We start from the raw sequence: 17,073 nt of genomic DNA on the forward strand, positions 1-17,073 counted from the left end.
CAGCGACACCCACGCTGATGCCCGCCGGTTGGAGAGCGGCTCTCAATACCGCATCCCACGGCAGCGATCCCGGCGACGAGAATCGAGAGCTCACAGGCTCGCCGAATGAATCCGTTCCGTACACGTCGGTGCCGCTGGGATGGTCGATAACGACGATACGAGCGAGACGGTCTCGCGAATCGGCAGACAGGCTGACGAGGTTATCCAGCGCTGGCTCACCCATCAGTAGTTCGTCCCATGTAGCGCGTTGTACGCCTCAATGGCGTCCTTGCGGAGTGCCCCGCGCTCGGACGGGAACAGCCGTGTGCGTTCGGCCGTGGGCAGGGACCATCCCCATTCACGGATCTCGGATGAGGGCACCGCACTTCGCTTTCTCGGTGTCTTTCGGATCGCTCGCCCCGCGGCGATATAGGGCTGAAGTGCCGTGTCGAGTGCCGTCGCGTTTTCTTCGCTGAGGTCGATGCTGTAACTCCGGCTCCCGTATGAGAACTCGACGGTGCGGACATCCCCTTCTTCGAGTTCTGCCCCCGTGAGGTCGTCGGTGTACACATAAGTGGTGACGGTCTTCTTGGCCATTGTGAAAGGGTATCGACCCGACGCCACCCCTGCTGGTTTGCCACTACGGTCATTGTCATGACCTCAATTCCCGAGGATGCCGCCTCCGCGTTCCCCGCTCGGCCGACTGAGTACGTGCGCGCCGGCGCCGAATGGTTCAGTGGCACGGTGCGCACTCTCGCCGAGGCCCAGCACCCGATCCTGACGTCGTTCACGCGGGAGACGATTGAGGAGTTCCCGGACTTTGATGAGGACGATGCCGAGTCGCTCGACTTTCGCCAGTTCGCGCATCGGCATGAGCTGGAGATGTCCCTGGACGCCACCCTCGCGTTCGATGTCACCACGATTCTCGCGATTGCCGACGAGGTCGGTAACAACCTCGGCAGGCAGCAGAGCAAAGACATGATCCGGATGATCTCCGACAACGCGACCGCCGCCGGCAACGTCGTCACCATCGACCCCACCAACCCGGTGGAACAGTACATCGCGGGTCTTGCGAAAGTGGACATCGAATTCGATGAGGACGGCAACCACAACATGCAGATCATCGCGTCCAAGGAGTTCCTGCAGCAGTTGAGCGACAACCCGCCCACACCGGAACAGCAGGAGCGCATCGACGCGATCTTCGCGCTCAAGAAGGAGGAGCAGGATGCTCGACGCCGCAATCGGCGACTTCCTTGACACCGTCACGGAAAGAGAGTTCGATCCGGTCATCATCGCGCTTCTCGCCGCGCGAGGGTTCCACGACATCCACTTCATCCACGGGTCGTTCGAATTCGGAAAAGATATCATCGCGAAGCGCGCGGACCCGGACACCGGCATCGTTCACCAGTACGCCATCCAGTCAAAGGCCGGGGACCTGGGGCAGCACGAATGGCGAGCAGTGCGCCCGCAGCTCGAGGAGGCCGAGTACAACACGCTCGGCCACCCGAACTTCGACGACCAGATGCCTCGCGTCGCCGTCCTGCTCACCACGGGAAGGTTGAAAGGCGCGGCACCGAGCGACGCTCAGCAGTTCGCGAAGACCGCCGAGAAACGCGGACTCGCGCGTATCGAGTTCTGGGACAGGCACGACCTCACCGGGTGGTTGACCTCGAGACCCGACCTCGCCCTGTTGTCGTTGGACGACGAACACGCCTTGCAGGGCATGCTTGTCACTGTGCGCGCAGACACCGTGGATGAGCCGCAACTGGAACGGTTCTCGCGACGGTGGATCGACGGAGACACCGCGGGCATTGAAGCCGCAGTCCTCATCAACGCGTTCCGTGAACACCAACGACTCGACCTCGCGGCCATGACCGCCATCCACATGTTCCGGGGAGTATTGCTGCGCACAGGATCTACCGCGGAGTCAGCACGACGGCTGTTCTGCGCAGTGAGCATGCTGCTCCTTGACGCCGTGGAACCCCTCCTTGCAGACCCCGCGGACCTCGCGCGGGTGGACCTCCACCCTGCATCTCTCGTCACGTACGCGGTCACGGCCGTGCGGACCACCGAGATCCTGGCGTTGGCCGCACTCGTTCACGATGACGAAGACGAACGCGCGCGCCTCACCGACGCTGTCATTACTCTCGCAACATCTCACCCCGGTACGGCACGTCCCGTATCTGACCAGTTCGCCTTCTCCCTTATACCTATCACCGTGGTGCTGCATCGGTCAGACCCGCAGCGAGCTGCAGCGTATCTGCGCTCGGTCGCGCAGTGGCTGATGGAAAGGAGCGACCCCGAGCGTGCAGGGTTGGGGTTGGGATCGATGGACGAGACCCCGCTTACCGTGGTGGAGCGACTCCTCGGCGGGTGGTTGGAGACGACGACGCTGACGCGGGCGCAAACGAGTTACGTCCTCACCGTCCTCCTCGACCTGTGCGTGGCCGCCGATCTCACCGACGTTTTCACCGACGTGCGGTCAGACGCTGGCGCGCTACGGATCACGCCGGACGCGACCAGCGTGGGAACACGACGGGAGACGTTCAGGCGAGCTGGTGGTACGGTGCGCCCGGTGCCTCGCATCATGTACGACGCCGACGGCTCTGCAACACCGCCACGGGACATCGAGTGCGAGTGGCCGCCACTAGATGCCCTGCTGCTTCTCGCGTCCTGCCGCAGCCGCCTCTACACCGGCACATTGACTGCGCTCTTGCGAGAGGCTTGAAAGCCGCCAAGCACGAGTGACCCGCCCTCGCGCCGACCCGTGGTGACAAAGGCGTTCGCCGATGTGGGCGCGACCGAGTGCCGGCCTTGATGCGCAGTACAAGCACGCGCAATCGAACTTATTTCGGATCATCGTGCAAGTGTGAACGCTCCACATGGGTAGGTGCGTGCTATAGTGACGTCGTGAGTTTCCGCCCCCGGTGGGCGAGAACCCCCTCCTGCAATAGGCGGGGGCGCATGAAGCGCGGAAAGAGTCCGCGTCGAAGGACGTGAACGGCGAGAGGCCGGGAACGATCCGCAACGGTGAGATGCCGCGGTGGAGGCGGGCGCAATGCCTGCGAACAGCAGGACGCCGATGACGGGCGGGTTCCCGGGTCGGCACCGCGAAGAGCGCCAGGTGCATTGGACGCGAGACGGCGAGAACGAACGAGACGGACACCGCGCGCCCCCAGGCCGGCGCACAGGGGATCCGCCCTCGGACACTCTCAGAAGCCGTGCACGAACTTCCGTCAGCGGTATCGTCGTCCATCAGTGCCTCGTCCTGGGCTTCGCACTAGTTGGGAGACGCGATGCACGACATCGCCTCGTTGTTCAGCTCCGTCGCCGGACCGCTGCTCGTACTCACCCTCGTCACGATCCCCATCGCGTGGGTAGGCACGCTAGGCACCGGCCAGCGCGGCAAGAACGCACGCAAGGTGCTGGCCATCCTGTTCCGCCACCCTCCCCAGTGAGTCCCACCGAAGTCGGGATGTCCAATACTTTATGCATAAACGCCATTTAGGTCTAAACTATTGGACATGGGCAGGATTCGAGTAGGACCATCGCGGGCGGCCGAAGACGCGCTTGCCGTGCTCGGCCAGCAGATCCGTCTGGCGCGTATGGCGCGCGGAATGACCGCTGATGAACTCGCGGGCACGGCGGGCATCTCTCGAATGACGCTGCACTCCATTGAGCGTGGCAGCGCCACCACAAGCATCGGCACGGTGTTTAATATCGCGACCATCGTCGGTGTGCCACTGTTCGGCGTCGACGACCCCAGCGAGCTCATCGCCCTCCGACGTCGCGGCGAGGAACGCCTTGCTCTGCTGCCCGCGCGGGTCGACCGCTCTCGGAGAGACAACAGCGATGGCCTCGACTTCTGACATCTACATCTGGGCATGGCTCCCAGGCGAGACCGCGCCTGTTCCCGCAGGGCGACTACGCGAGAACACTCCCGGCCAGTTCTCGTTCGACTACGGGCGGCTTTACCAAGAGCGGGACAACGCCGTCTCCCTGTCACCAACCCTGCCCCTGTCGGAGGATACGTACGGTCCGACCGGTTCGATGGGCCTCCCCGGCGCGCTCCGTGACGCCTCCCCCGATGCGTGGGGACGACGAGTCGTGCAGTACCAGGTAACCGGGGATCGCGGTGCGGACGCGGACACGGGCGACCTGGATGAGCGCACGTATCTCCTCCATTCCGGATCCAACAGGTTCGGCGCCATCGATTTTCAGCTGTCGCCGGCGGAGTACGTTCCCCGAAACGCCGCACCCGCACAGCTGGAAGAGCTTCTGAACGCCGCCGACATCGTTGAAGCCGGCGGGAACTTGTCTTACGAGCTCGAACGCGCGCTTCTCAGCGGCACCGCCATGGGTGGTGCGCGACCGAAGGCGATCCTCCACGACGGTCACCGCGAGTACATCGCGAAGTTCACCGCATCCAACGACAACTTCCCCGTCGTCGGCGCGGAAGCCGCCAGCATGTTCCTCGCCGGCCGCGTAGGCATCAACGTTGCCCCGACTCGGGTGGAAAAGGTGCTCGGACGTAGCGTCCTCCTCGTCACACGGTTCGACCGTGTCGACAATGACCAGCGTGTGTTCGCGGCCAGCGCGCTGACAATGACCGGCCTCGACGAGCAGCAGGCGCGCAGCGGAAGCTACGTGGACTTTCTCGACTCGCTACGCGAGAACCGAGCACCAGAGGGCACCGCCGAAGAGCTGTTCACCCGCATCGCCTTCAACATGGCGGTCTCCAACTCCGACGACCACCTTCGCAATCACGCCGTGCTCTGGGATGGCACTACCGCGACCCTCAGCCCGGCATACGACATCTCACCGATGCGACGAAGTGGGGAAACCGCGTCACAGGCCATCGCATATGACCGGCGCGGATCCAAAGCCAACAACTTCGCCAGCCTGCTGTCCGCACGAAGCCTGTACGGGCTCACGGAAGATCACGCGCACAGCATCCTGGAACGCATCGAAGGCGTCATCAATGACGATTGGGATGAAGCAGTCGACCACGGGCAGCTGACAACCGTGGACCAGAAGCTCCTCTGGAGACGGCAATTTCTCAATCCGGGGACTCTCTACGGATTCAACGGTCACTGACGGCGCTTACCCGAGGTGGCTCGCTGATCCTGCGGAGCTGGGCGCCAAAGGTTTAGGGGGCTGCTCCAGCGGACCCGCTCTTGGAAACTCACCGCACCCAGCCGGGGATCGCCTCCAGCCGATCTCGCTGGAAGCTGTTCACCGGACCTGTCTTCTGTGCCGTGATCCACGCTCGCTGCGCGGTCGACAGCTCCCCCTCGGACGCAGCAAGATCACCGACCCTACGCGCGACGTCCTCGATCTGCTGCGCGGTGCGGGCCCACCGGTGCGCGGGGCTCCTCCGTCGCAAGCGATCCATGTCGTAGATGCACGCCATCAGGTACTCGAGCGAGGATCGCTCGTCAGGGCTCAGCGTCTCTTCCCGTCGGTGGTGGAGAACGGAGGTCGGTGTCAGGTAGTCCTTCAGAAGCCTGTCATGCGCGGCGCATGACGCAGGCTGTGACATCTCACATCTCGACGGCGGCGAAGAACTCCGACACACTCATCTCAAACGCGGCACACAGTCCCATGATGCTCGCGAGAGTAGGATTCGCGGGACTGACGTTCCCCGCCTTTCCTGAGCCCTTACCTGCTTCGAAAAGCTGGATCTGATTCTTCGTAAGACCGGCCGCGTACGCGAGCTGCTCTTGGGTGAGTCCGCGCGCTTGTCGGAGCGACTTCAATGAAGCGCCGAAGCCCTGCGCACGTTCGAGATCCCACATCACATGAAATTGTGCGCCACAAGGCCTGAGTGAAAACACCCTGCCCAGCAGGCCTCACTTGTCAGACCTATCTTGTAAGGCCTATTCTTCGTCTGTCCTGCGTCTTTTCGCGGGGGGTTATCGAATGCCGCGTGGAGCAGACACATATGGGTTCTCTGGGCTACGGCGCATCGCGGATGCGCCGACTCCTGGCTCCTGCACGCCGTATCGCCCTCGTAATGCCGCCAGAGTCTCCCGCATGGTCGGTTCCGGAGGTGGCTCCGGCGCGTCGACAGCGGCAGCAGCTTCCGGTTCGGCTGGGATAACGCGGAACCACGGGCCGGTCAGCTCGGAGATCGCCTCGGCAACCTCGGGAACGTGCTTCATCCAGAACATCAAGTCGGTGAGCTGCGCCATAGTCTCGCCGCGGAGGATCCGTCGCACGCGATCTGCCCCTAGCCCCCTGCCCGGGAAACGTTCGGCGAATGTCGGTGGCGTGATCCCGTGAGACTTCAACAGGCCTGCTCGCACCGATACCGCCATGACGTGTTGGACCATCGCGGCTCGATATCTCTCACTGCTCTCATCGACGCCGTGGGCGGGCTCGAGAAGGCCGTGAGCCTGTCCGAACGCTTTCGGCTGTGCAACGACGTCGCGAGGCACGAAAGCGAACCCGCGGCCATCAATTGGTCGCACCATGAGATCCTCGCCCTGCTGATTATGCACTGCACAGATGGGTTATCTGGTCTAGATCATGTGTTTTCACTCTTGAGCTACAAGAATACACATCGTATGTCGCTTATCGGACGTGTCCTGGTTGACGAGCTGCCGCCTAGGAGAGTGTGCAGAAAAATCAGAGACACCTCATCCGGCGGGCCAAGCGGCTCCGTTTCACGTCCACCACATGGGCGCGACGCCACCACGTCGCACTCCGCGACAGCCTCGGGGCACTCCGCCAGACCCCACTGCCTGAGTCCGCCTTGGCTCACGCACTCACCCGGGCATCCTGGACCATCGTCCCCGCACCGGTGGTCGCATTCATGACCGACTACGTGCCGAGAATCGACCCGGCCATGTGGGAGCGCATCGGACCGTTCGTCCGGGACGCGGTATCCGTCGCCGCGCCGAAGACGCCGTACTCCGCGGAGGTCCTCATCCGCGCCGCCTCGCAGTTCGTGTCCTGGTGCATGCAACGCGGATGGCCGCTCGACGCGGAGACCATCTGGTCAAGGCAGGCCATCGACCTGTACGTCAACGACAAGCACCTGAAGCTGGCTGACGGCACCCGCCGCAACTACCGCGGCTACCTCATGCGCATCTCCGAGATTCTTCTCCCCGAGGAACACGGGGAAAAGATGACTGCGCTCGGCAGGAAGACAACCGCCGCACCGTACACCGCCGAAGAGATGACCGACTTCCGCCATTGGGCCGTCGCTCAGCGCACGACCCTCAAGGTCTACCGCTGCATGCTCGTGCTCATCATGTGCGCCGGTGCAGGGCTGCGCCCCAGCGAGATCATCGAAGTCCGCGCGGACGATGTCACGCCGACGGCGGATGGTGGACACATCATTCAAGTCCGTGGCGACCTCAAGCGACGGGTCCCCCTACTCAGCGAGTGGGACGAGTGGATGACCGCCGTCCTCGAGCAGGTTCCCGCGGACCACGAGACGCTGTGGGGTACGCCGAATCGCACGCGACCTGCTGCCGCCCTGTCGGCGTTCACGCAGACGACCGACGGCGACGCGCCGAACGGAGCCCGGCTGCGCGCAACCTGGTTCGTCACCCACCTGACGGCCATTGTCCACATCAAGTCACTGTTCGTCGCCGGCGGCTTCGAGAAGTTCGAGCACCTCGGCCGACTCCTGCGCTACGTCTCGGAGGCACCTGAAAGCGACTACATCGACTTCCTGCGCGGGGAGGTCGAGCCGTGAGCTCCGCACTGAACCTCGACGAAGAACTGCGCAGCATCGTCGGCGTCGGCAACTTCCAGTACAAGCGCGCCATGGCCGTCACCGGCCCCATGCCGATGGCCATGTTCAACAACTACGTCGACATCATCGACCGCTCCGGCGTACCGCAACAACTCGAAGAGTGGGCGGGCCTCGAAAGGAAGAGGGCCTCCGGACGGAAGGCTCTGCTCACCTTCCGCGCAGTGCTCGTCGTTGAACTCATCAGCGCCGTATGGAGCAAGGGAGCCCAGTACACGGAATTCGCCGACACCTATGCCCACCGTCTGACCCGTGCCCAGTTCGAGTCACTCGGCATCGCCTGGGAAAGCGTCAACGAGGACCGATGGCTGCACCGGCACTGGCGCGCAAAGAAGCGCCTCACCAAGCTCGTCGACCCCTATCACCGAACGCAGAAACGGCGGCGACTCTCCCTCGCGGAACAAGTCATCGCCGATGCCGCCCGCGATGAACAGCGCTCCGACCGGCTGCGCTGGATGCGACAGTCCCTGGTCGACGCTTCCGTGGCGCTGCTCCCCCAGCGCTACCGTGACCGGTACACCGGTGACGTCGCAGTCGATTCCACGGAGGTGCCCATCCTCGGACGGGTTCACAGCCAGGCCACGACATTCGTGAGAAGAGGGCTGCCGCTCGACCACCCGAAGGTGCGTGAGGCAAGCAAGTCGCTCAAGAGGGGCGGCCTTCTCACGAACGTCGACTTTTCCGCCGGCACCTACGACCGCTCCCATCGAGAAGACGCGATGGATGAACCTCCCCGCGCCGCCTATGAGATGGACATCGTCACGATGATGGATACGAAAGGCTACGACCACCACCCCGCCTTCGCCCGAATCATCACCGGCGTCGGCTTCCATCGCCCCGGCAACATCACCGACGAACCTCGGGAAGCGATGCACCAGCACGCCCGCAACTTCGAGCAGCGCGGTATCGCTGCCGCCGACCGAGCGTTCAACGGACTGATGTCCGAGAACTTCTCTCAAGCGTGCCGCATCGATGGGTGGGAGTTCGCCTACGACTACACGAAGGAACAGTTCGGCGTGCAGGCGACCGTTCCCGGTCTGCCCATCGTCGTCGTCGACGGACAGCTCTACGTCGAGTACATGCCGAAGGAACTCAAGTACATGACCAAGTGGTTCCGCACCAAGAAGAAGCTCAACGAGGTGACTGGACTGCCCGTCACCGCGGCAGATGTCGAACGCGCAATCGAAGCCCGCAAGCCCTACGCCATGAAACGACACGGCGACATCTCGAACAAGGCCCACAACAGGGGCGACCAGCGATTCACCTACCCCGACCCGAAGTCCTACATGGCGTACGACCCCGCCACGGACAAGCGCATCCCCGTCTCGAAGAACAACCTTCGCGGCTCGGTGACCATTCACCCGCATCCCGAGGTCGTTCGTCACCTGCAACGACACCCGTGGGGAAGCCAGGAATGGAAGGCCGTCTACGGGCAGCGCAACCAGGTCGAATCGGTCAACAACTCCATCAAGCACACCCGCTTCACCGACCTGGAATCAGCAGCGAAGCGTCCCGGACGCGGGGAGGCGTACCACTCCATCGCCACGGCACTCATGGCAGTCGCCTACAACATCCGCGTGCTCGTGCGCGCACTCGTTGAAGAATGCACACCCGCAGAGAAGAAACGTCGCAAGTCGCGGAAGAAGTTCACCATCGACGACCTACCAAACGTCCGGCCGGCGACGGTCGGGGCGCTCGCCCCACCGGCGTAGTCCGAATCACTCGTCAGCAATCGAATAGCAGTAGCGAATGGCCCCTGACGGGGCTATTCGTCGTGGCATGAACTGCGGCGAGCGCTGATCATCGGCCGAGATCGCCGTTCCGGTCGAAATAGAAGCGGCGGTTGCCCCGATTTTCACCGAGGCAACCGCCGAACTGTAATTTCATGAACTGATTCAAAGATTTTCATGAACCAGCCCTGTGCGCGAGGGGGGACTTGAACCCCCACGTCCTTACGGACACTGGCACCTGAAGCCAGCGCGTCTACCATTCCGCCACTCGCGCGAGTGTGTCGTTCCGAAGAACTCAACTTTCCAAAGATATCACGCGATTTCACCCCCTGATGCACACCCCGGAACCCCGATCGGCGGCGTTCCCCCAGGTCACCTGGCTACGATGTGTCTACCGGTCGGCATGCCAGAGGAGCCCAGTGGGACTACTTGACAGCTTTGAGAAGGGTCTCGAGCGCGCAGTCAACAGCGCGTTCGCGAAGACCTTCCGCAGCGGCATTCAGCCGGTGGAGATCGCTTCGGCGCTCCGCCGCGAGGCCGACACGAAGGCGGCGGTCGTGAGCCGCGATCGCATCATCGCGCCCAACAGTTTCGTCGTGCGCCTCAGCCCCGACGACGCGGAGCGGATGCGCGGACTCGGCGGAGCCCTCACCGATGAGCTGCTCGCGCTGCTGACCAAGCACGCCAAAGCACAGGGGTACAGCTTCTCCGGCCCGCTGTCGATCAACCTCGAAGCCGACGACAAGGTCGCCACGGGAACCGTGCGCGTGAACTCGGGCACGGTCGAGGGCCGGGTGAGCTGGCAGGCCGTGGTCGACGTCGACGGCCGTCGTCTCTCGATCAACCGCGCCCGCACGGTCATCGGCCGGGGGACGGATGCCGACATCACGATCGCGGACGCCGGATCGAGCCGCAAGCACGCCGAGATCCTGTGGGACGGCGAGCGCGCCATGATGCGCGACCTCGGCTCCACGAACGGCACCAAGGTCAACGGCCAGAAGCTCCGCGAGGCCGCCCTCCCCACCGACACCACCATCACCATCGGACGTACCGACCTGGTGTTCCGGATCGTCCCCGTGGCCAGCCCGTCGCGCCCCGCGCCACGCGGCGACGACGCCACCCGAGCGTTCGGAGCCCTCGGTTGAGTGAACTGATCCTCCTCCTTCTCCGCATCGGGTTCCTCGTCCTGATGTGGTTCTTCGTTTTCGGCGTCGTGTACTCGCTCCGCGCCGACCTGTTCGGCGTGCGTGTGCGCAAGCTCCCCGCCGAGGCGTCCACGGGCGCTCCTGCTCCTGCGGCAGCACCGGCTCCGACCCCCGCGGCGAGGCCGGCATCCGCCCGCCCGTCGACGGGACCTGCCACCGTCGCGACCGCGAAGCGCCTGGTCATCACCTCCGGCCCCAAGGCGGGCCTCGAACTGCCTCTCAGCGCCGACTCGCTGACGATCGGCCGCTCCAGCGAGTCGGCTCTCGTGATCCGCGACGACTACACATCCAGCCACCACGCGCGCCTGATGCTGCGCGGCGACAGCTGGGCGATCCAGGACCTCGACTCGACCAACGGCACCTTCGTCGCGGGCCAGCGCGTGTCGGGCTCACCGGTCGCCCTCTCGCTCGGCACCCCCATCAAGGTGGGCGCCACGACCTTCGAGCTGCGAGCCTGACCCCGGCATGGTCTTCGAAGGCTCGAGCGTCGCGATCTCCCACACCGGGAAGATCCGCTCCAACAACCAGGACTCCGGGTACTCCGGAGCGAACCTGTTCGCCGTCGCCGACGGCATGGGCGGCCACGCCGGTGGAGACGTCGCCTCGAGCATCGCGATCCAGCGACTGCAGCCCCTCGACCAGGGCTACTCCTCGGTCGAAGACGCGCAGGCTTCGCTGCAGGCCGCCGCGACGACCGCCGCGGGCGATCTCATCCGCGCCGCGAAGGAGCGTCCCGAACTCGCCGGCCTCGGCACCACCGTCAGCGCGATCATCATGGTCGACGAATACGCGGTCATCGGCCACATCGGCGACTCGCGCATCTACCTGTATCGCGACGACGCGCTGACCCAGATCACCGCCGACCACACCTTCGTGCAGCGCCTGGTCGACTCCGGTCGGATCACCCCGGAGGAGGCGCGCTACCACCCGCGCCGCTCGGTCCTCATGCGCGTTCTCAGCGACATGGATGCCGACCCCGAGCTCGACATGTTCGTCATGCACACGCAGCCCGGCGACCGGTGGCTGCTCTGCTCCGACGGTCTCTCCGGCGTGGTCGACGAGACACGCATCCTCAAGGCGATGCAGCTCGGTGTCGCACCCGGCCGCACGGCGGACTATCTCCTCAAGCAGGCGCTCGACGGCGGGGCCCCCGACAACGTCACCATCGTGCTGGTCGACGTCGGCGGACAGCATCCGATCCACTCCGGCACCCCCACGATCGTGGGTTCCGCGTCGAACCCCGACGGCGTCTACGTCCCGCCGGTGCGCCCGCCGCGCGGAAACTGGCTGCACCCGGTGCGACAGGCCGCGAACGAGCCCAGCCACTTCGAGCCAGCCCCCGAGTACCTCGAGGAGCTCATCGAAGAAGATCGGCGTCGCGCGAAGCGCCGCCGGGCGGGCTGGATCGCCGGTGCGCTCCTGGTCGTCGCGATGCTCGTCGTGGCCGCCTTCGCCGCGTACAGCTGGACCCAGACCCGCTACTTCATCGGCGCCGACGACGACAGCGTCGTGATCTTCCAGGGCGTGCAGCAGAACATCGGCCCGATCACGCTGTCGACCCCGATCGAGGACACCGACATCCTCCTCGCGAACCTCCCGCAGTATCAGCGGGCATCCGTCGAGCGCACGATCAACGCGCGCTCGCTGGCCGACGCGATGGCGATCGTCGACCGCCTGCGGGCGGGCGCCGACGCGAACGTGATCGAGCAGACGCCACTGCCGACCCCGCTGCCGACACCGGCACCGACCGCAACCCCCGCGGGAGGTGAGGGATGAGCACCGACCTGCAGGCCGACACCACCGTCATCAAGGCCCTCAAACGGCTCCGGATGCCGCAGACGCAGCGCAACCGCGAGTTCTGGCTGCTGCTGTTCGCGTGCGCGATGAGCGGCGCCGCCCTCGCTCTCGTCCAACTGGGCGCACTCGGTGTGATCGACCCGATGATCCTCGCGATCGGCGGCGGCCTCGCGGCCCTCGCCTTCGCCCTGCACATCGTGCTGCGTTTCGTCGCCGCCGATGCGGATCCGTTCGTCCTGCCGATCGCGACACTGCTCAGCGGCCTCGGCATCGCGATGATCTATCGCATCGACATCGCCTTCAAGAACACCGGCTGGGACGCCTACTCCACCAAGCAGCTGGCCTGGACCGCGATCTCCCTCGCAGGTGCCATCGCGGTCGTGATCCTGCTGCGCAACTATCGGATCCTGTTCCGGTACACCTACATCTTCGGTCTCGCCGGAATCGTGCTCCTGCTGCTCCCGTTCGTCCCCGGTCTGCGCATCGACGACGCGAACGCGGCCGTCTGGGTGTCGCTGGGTGGCGTCTTCGCCTTCCAGCCGGGCGAGCTCGCGAAGATCTGTCTCGCGATCTTCTTCGCCGGCTACCTCGTGCGCACCCGCGAGAGTCTCACGTCGGTCGGCAAGAGGGTTCTCGGCATCACCTGGCCCCGCATGCGGGAACTGGGACCGGTCCTCGTGGTCTGGCTCATCTCGCTCGGGATCATCGTCTTCCAGCGCGACCTCGGCACCGGAACCCTGATCTTCGGCATGTTCGTCGCGATGCTCTACGTCGCCACGGGGAAGACCAGCTGGGTCCTCATCGGCCTCGGACTCGTGGTCGCCGGCGTGGCGGTCGCGACGCAGATCCTGAGCTACGTGCACGGCCGCTTCATCAACTGGCTGTTCCTGTTCGACGCGAACCAGGTCGACCCCGACGGAGCGGGTTATCAGCCCATGCAGGGCCTGTTCGGGCTCGCCCGCGGCGGACTCATCGGCACCGGCTGGGGCCAGGGACGCCCAGAGGTCACGCCGCTCGCGCACAGCGACTACATCATCACCAGCCTCGGTGAAGAGCTCGGCCTGATCGGGCTGTTCGCCATCCTCTGCCTCTACATGGTCTTCGTCAGCCGCGGCATGCGCATCGGTCTCGCCGGTCAGGACGACTTCGGCAAGCTGCTCGCCACCGGCCTCTCGTTCACCATCGCGCTGCAGGTGTTCATCATGGTCGGTGGCGTCACCCGGCTGATCCCGCTGACCGGCCTGACCACCCCGTTCCTCGCCGCCGGCGGATCGTCGCTCGTGGCCAACTGGCTCATCGTGGCGCTGCTGCTGCGCATCTCCGACGGCGTCCGCCGCCAACCGAGGGTCGTGATCGGATGACGCGAGAGCTCCGCCGCCTCAGCATCGTGATGCTGTTCATGTTCATCGCCCTGTTCGCCGCGACCAGCTGGATCCAGGTCGTCGAGGCCGATGCCCTGGCCCAGAACAGCCACAACAAGCGCACGCGCCTCGACAGCTACGAGATCCAGCGCGGCGCGATCATCGTCGACGGCGCCACCATCGCCAACTCCGTGCCGAGCGACGACAGGTACCAGTTCCAGCGCGTCTACACGGATGCCGCGATGTGGGCGCCGGTCACCGGCTACTTCAACGCGGCGCTCGACTCGCGCACGGGCATCGAGCGCGCCATGAACGCCGAACTCTCGGGCACGGGCGCCAACGCCCTGCTCGCCGAGGTCGAGCGCATCATCTCCGGCCAGCCGCAGCGCGGTTACAGCGTGGAGCTGTCGCTGAACACGGCGGCTCAGCGCGCCGCCTACGAAGCACTCGACGGGCTGCAGGGTGCCGTCGTCGCGATGGATCCGAAGACCGGACGCATCCTCGCCATGGTCTCCACGCCCGGTTTCGACACGAATCAGATGGCGACGCACGACGCGGATGCCGCGAACGCCACCTACGATCAGCTCGTGGCCGACCCCGGCAAGCCGCTGTCCAACCGCGCGATCGCCGGCGACCTCAACCCGCCGGGATCGACCTTCAAGGTGGTCGTCGCGGCGGCGGCGTACGCCAGCGGGAACTGGACCCCGCAGTCGACACTGCCGAACCCCATCTCGTACACCCTCCCCGGCTCTTCCAATCGGGTGTCGAACGCCTGGGGCGGCAAGTGTGGACCGGGCGCAACGGTCACGATCGCCGAGGCCATCCGGCTCAGCTGCAACATCCCGATGGCGGAGCTCGCCGTCGAGCTCGGAGACGACACGATCCGCGAGATGGCCGAGAAGCTCGGTTTCAACAAGTCCTTCGAGACTCCGCTGGAATCGACCGCCTCCAGCTACCCCCGCGCCCTCGACGACGCGCAGACCGCGCTCACCGGATTCGGTCAGGGCAAGGTCACCGCGACCCCCCTGCAGATGGCCATGGTGTCGGCGGGTCTCGCGAATGACGGGGTCGTTATGAACCCGCGGATGGTGGATGCCGTGATCGGGAACGATCTGTCGGTGATCGAGGCCTTCCAGGACAGCGAGTTCGGCCGTGCGATGGAAGCCGATGTCGCCAACGACGTGACCGCGTCGATGGTGGCCAGCGTCGCTACGGGCGCGGCCCAGGGTGCAAGAATAGACGGGATCGACGTGGCCGGTAAGACGGGCACCGCAGAGAACGGAAACAGGCCGCACACGTTGTGGTTCACCGGCTTCGCGCCGGCGGACGACCCCGCGGTCGCAGTAGCGGTCGTCGTCGAAGACGGCGGCGGACAGGGACAATCAGGCAGTGGCGACACCATCGCCGCTCCGATTGCGAAGAAGGTCATAGAGGCGGTGCTGGGCAGATGAGGCCGACGCAGGGTGTGTCGTTCGGTGGTCGTTACGAGCTGCAGTCGCGTATCGCGATCGGTGGCATGGGCGAGGTGTGGGAAGCGACGGATCACGTCATCGGACGTACCGTCGCGATCAAGATCCTCAAGGACGAGTACATGGGGGACCCCGGGTTCCTCGAGCGGTTCCGTGCAGAAGCGCGGCACGCTGCTCTCGTGAACCATGAGGGCATCGCCAGCGTCTTCGACTACGGCGAGGAGAACGGCAGCGCCTACCTCGTCATGGAACTCGTGCCCGGCGAGGCTCTCTCGACCGTGCTCGAGCGCGACGGTGCGCTCAGCGCCGACAAGACGCTCGACATCGTGGCCCAGACGGCATCCGCTCTGCAGGCCGCACACGCGGCCGGTCTCGTGCACCGCGACATCAAGCCGGGTAACCTGCTGATCACGCCCGACGGCCGCGTCAAGATCACCGACTTCGGCATCGCCCGCATCGCCGATCAGGTTCCGCTGACGGCGACCGGCCAGGTCATGGGCACCGTGCAGTACCTGTCTCCCGAGCAGGCATCGGGTCACCCGGCGTCTCCCGCCACCGACACCTACTCGCTCGGCATCGTCGCGTACGAGTGCCTGGCGGGCAAGCGTCCGTTCACGGGCGAGTCGCAGGTCGCGATCGCGATGGCGCAGATCAACGAGCAGCCGCCGCCGCTGCCGCCGACCGTGCCGATCCCGGTGCAGAACCTCGTCATGGCGATGATCGCCAAGAAGCCGAGCGACCGCCCCTCGTCGTCCGCGACGGTGGCCCGCGCAGCGCAGGCTCTTCGTCGCGGCGACCTGAACTCCGCAGCCATCGCCGTTCCCGCGATCGCGACTGGCGGGATCGCCGGCGACGACGACGCGACGCGCATGCTCACGGCGTCGGGAGACGACGGCACCACCCGCATCCTTCCCACCACCGCTCAGCTCCCCACAGAGGACGCGGCGGCGGACGAGAAGAAGAAGAAGAAGAGCCCGTGGACCTGGCCGCTGATCGCTCTGATCGCCCTGCTGGTGATCGTGCTCGGCGGCGCCGTGTGGGCGATGCTGATGAACCAGGGCGACCCTGACGCCAAGCCGTCGGATTCGGCTTCTCCGTCGCAGTCCCAGACGCAGACGCCGCCACCGGCGACCACACCGCCGCCCGAGGTGGTCCGCGTCGACGTGACCGCGTTGGGCCTGGCGGGCATGGACTGCGGCACGGCCACATCCACGCTCAAGGAGGCCGGCTTCACGGGCGAGATCACCTGCCCCGAGGGCGACCCGGCCCCGACCGACGGCGACGTCGGCAAGGTGTACCGTGTGGTCCCCTCCGGCAACGTCGAGACGACGCAGCCGATGACCCTCACGATCTACGCCGCGCGAGCAGCCCTGCCGACCCCGACCGACACCCCGACCATCACGGGTGACCCGATCGCCGGCAGCACCGTCACCATCTCCTGGGGCACCGGGTTCACGTGCCCGAGCGGCACGACGCTCTCCGGATACGTCGTCTCGCTCCAGAACGGCACGTTCGTGTCGGGCGGGCCGAACTTCCAGCCGACGCAGCGGAACACGCAGATTCAGGTGGCTGATGCCGCGGGCCAGCAGCTGATCGTCACGTACCAGGGCATGTGCTCGGGTGGCGACCAGCGCACGTCGTCCGCGTCCCCGCCGCTCTCCGTTCCGATCGTCGCCGCGACCGACCCCGGCGAGGGTGACGGAGGCGGCGGCACCGAAGGGTAGCCTTTAATCCAGCTCAGCCGCAGTCGTTTTCCAGGGGGTAGTA

The 17,073-nt window shown here is 65.5% G+C and carries 16 protein-coding genes and 1 tRNA gene; 13 read left to right on the forward strand and 4 right to left on the reverse strand.

All coding sequences use genetic code 11. The annotated features are described in order from the left end of the window. Positions 1-222 precede the first annotated feature (222 nt). Entirely contained in the window at positions 223-576 is a 354-nt protein-coding gene (locus HCX50_RS04110; RefSeq protein WP_167633115.1) for a histone-like nucleoid-structuring protein Lsr2, read from the reverse strand. A 114-nt stretch (positions 577-690) separates the two neighbouring features. Between HCX50_RS04110 and HCX50_RS04115 the strand changes: the two genes are divergently transcribed. The 5 genes from HCX50_RS04115 (at position 691) to HCX50_RS04135 (ending at position 5,076) form a co-directional block, all read left to right on the forward strand. Next, positions 691-1,236, forward strand: coding sequence for a hypothetical protein (locus tag HCX50_RS04115; protein WP_167633116.1), 546 nt, complete (start codon positions 691-693; stop codon positions 1,234-1,236). Beyond that, positions 1,205-2,707 carry a restriction endonuclease gene (locus HCX50_RS04120; protein WP_167633117.1) on the forward strand — a complete coding sequence of 501 codons (1,503 nt, stop codon included), beginning with the start codon at positions 1,205-1,207 and terminating at the stop codon, positions 2,705-2,707. Before HCX50_RS04115 ends, HCX50_RS04120 begins: the two co-directional genes overlap by 32 nt. A gap of 568 nt (positions 2,708-3,275) precedes the next feature. Further along, on the forward strand, positions 3,276-3,437 hold the full coding sequence (locus tag HCX50_RS04125; RefSeq protein ID WP_167633118.1) for a hypothetical protein: 162 nt from the start codon (positions 3,276-3,278) through the stop codon (positions 3,435-3,437). Positions 3,438-3,554: 117 nt separating this feature from the next. Further along, positions 3,555-3,848 (forward strand): helix-turn-helix domain-containing protein, encoded by a 294-nt coding sequence (locus HCX50_RS04130; RefSeq protein ID WP_205828770.1) that lies wholly within the window; start codon positions 3,555-3,557, stop codon positions 3,846-3,848. Next, a complete protein-coding gene (locus HCX50_RS04135) occupies positions 3,832-5,076 on the forward strand; it encodes a type II toxin-antitoxin system HipA family toxin (RefSeq protein ID WP_167633120.1) in 1,245 nt (414 codons plus the stop codon). The genes HCX50_RS04130 and HCX50_RS04135 overlap by 17 nt, the downstream gene beginning before the upstream one ends. Positions 5,077-5,164: 88 nt before the next feature. Here the strand turns inward: HCX50_RS04135 and HCX50_RS04140 are convergent, their stop codons facing one another. Both HCX50_RS04140 and HCX50_RS04145 read right to left on the reverse strand, forming a co-directional pair. Then, positions 5,165-5,521, reverse strand: a complete 357-nt coding sequence (locus HCX50_RS04140; protein ID WP_167633121.1) for a hypothetical protein — start codon at positions 5,519-5,521, stop codon at positions 5,165-5,167. A 1-nt stretch (position 5,522) separates the two neighbouring features. Beyond that, a complete protein-coding gene (locus tag HCX50_RS04145) occupies positions 5,523-5,777 on the reverse strand; it encodes a helix-turn-helix domain-containing protein (RefSeq protein WP_167633122.1) in 255 nt (84 codons plus the stop codon). A gap of 959 nt (positions 5,778-6,736) precedes the next feature. On the opposite strand from HCX50_RS04145, the gene HCX50_RS04150 reads away from it, so the two are divergent. Both HCX50_RS04150 and HCX50_RS04155 read left to right on the forward strand, forming a co-directional pair. Further along, the gene (locus tag HCX50_RS04150; RefSeq protein ID WP_167633123.1) at positions 6,737-7,687 is read left to right on the forward strand and encodes a hypothetical protein; all 951 of its coding nucleotides are present in this window, start codon (positions 6,737-6,739) and stop codon (positions 7,685-7,687) included. Beyond that, positions 7,684-9,456, forward strand: a complete 1,773-nt coding sequence (locus tag HCX50_RS04155) for a hypothetical protein (RefSeq protein ID WP_167633124.1) — start codon at positions 7,684-7,686, stop codon at positions 9,454-9,456. The genes HCX50_RS04150 and HCX50_RS04155 overlap by 4 nt, the downstream gene beginning before the upstream one ends. 209 nt (positions 9,457-9,665) lie before the next feature. On the opposite strand, the gene HCX50_RS04160 is transcribed toward HCX50_RS04155, so the two are convergent. Further along, positions 9,666-9,748, reverse strand: a tRNA-Leu gene (locus HCX50_RS04160). Between the two features lie 145 nt (positions 9,749-9,893). Between HCX50_RS04160 and HCX50_RS04165 the strand changes: the two genes are divergently transcribed. From HCX50_RS04165 to HCX50_RS04190, 6 genes are read left to right on the forward strand one after another with little or no spacing between them, the layout of a single operon-like run. Continuing rightward, positions 9,894-10,619: an FhaA domain-containing protein gene (locus HCX50_RS04165; RefSeq protein ID WP_091028168.1), complete on the forward strand. Its 726-nt coding sequence runs from the start codon at positions 9,894-9,896 to the stop codon at positions 10,617-10,619. Further along, a complete protein-coding gene (locus HCX50_RS04170) occupies positions 10,616-11,137 on the forward strand; it encodes an FHA domain-containing protein FhaB/FipA (RefSeq protein ID WP_091028166.1) in 522 nt (173 codons plus the stop codon). The genes HCX50_RS04165 and HCX50_RS04170 overlap by 4 nt, the downstream gene beginning before the upstream one ends. A gap of 7 nt (positions 11,138-11,144) precedes the next feature. Then, complete coding sequence (locus HCX50_RS04175; RefSeq protein WP_091028162.1) at positions 11,145-12,455, forward strand: PP2C family protein-serine/threonine phosphatase; 1,311 nt, start codon at positions 11,145-11,147, stop codon at positions 12,453-12,455. Then, positions 12,452-13,837: an FtsW/RodA/SpoVE family cell cycle protein gene (locus HCX50_RS04180; RefSeq protein WP_091028156.1), complete on the forward strand. Its 1,386-nt coding sequence runs from the start codon at positions 12,452-12,454 to the stop codon at positions 13,835-13,837. Before HCX50_RS04175 ends, HCX50_RS04180 begins: the two co-directional genes overlap by 4 nt. Continuing rightward, on the forward strand, positions 13,834-15,288 hold the full coding sequence (locus HCX50_RS04185; RefSeq protein WP_091028153.1) for a penicillin-binding transpeptidase domain-containing protein: 1,455 nt from the start codon (positions 13,834-13,836) through the stop codon (positions 15,286-15,288). Before HCX50_RS04180 ends, HCX50_RS04185 begins: the two co-directional genes overlap by 4 nt. Beyond that, positions 15,285-17,030 (forward strand): protein kinase domain-containing protein, encoded by a 1,746-nt coding sequence (locus tag HCX50_RS04190; RefSeq protein WP_205828771.1) that lies wholly within the window; start codon positions 15,285-15,287, stop codon positions 17,028-17,030. The genes HCX50_RS04185 and HCX50_RS04190 overlap by 4 nt, the downstream gene beginning before the upstream one ends. Positions 17,031-17,073 lie beyond the last annotated feature (43 nt).

Origin of the sequence: Microbacterium sp. B19(2022), from assembly GCF_012030385.1 — a bacterium.
GTDB classification, from domain to species: Bacteria; Actinomycetota; Actinomycetes; order Actinomycetales; family Microbacteriaceae; genus Microbacterium; species Microbacterium oxydans_B.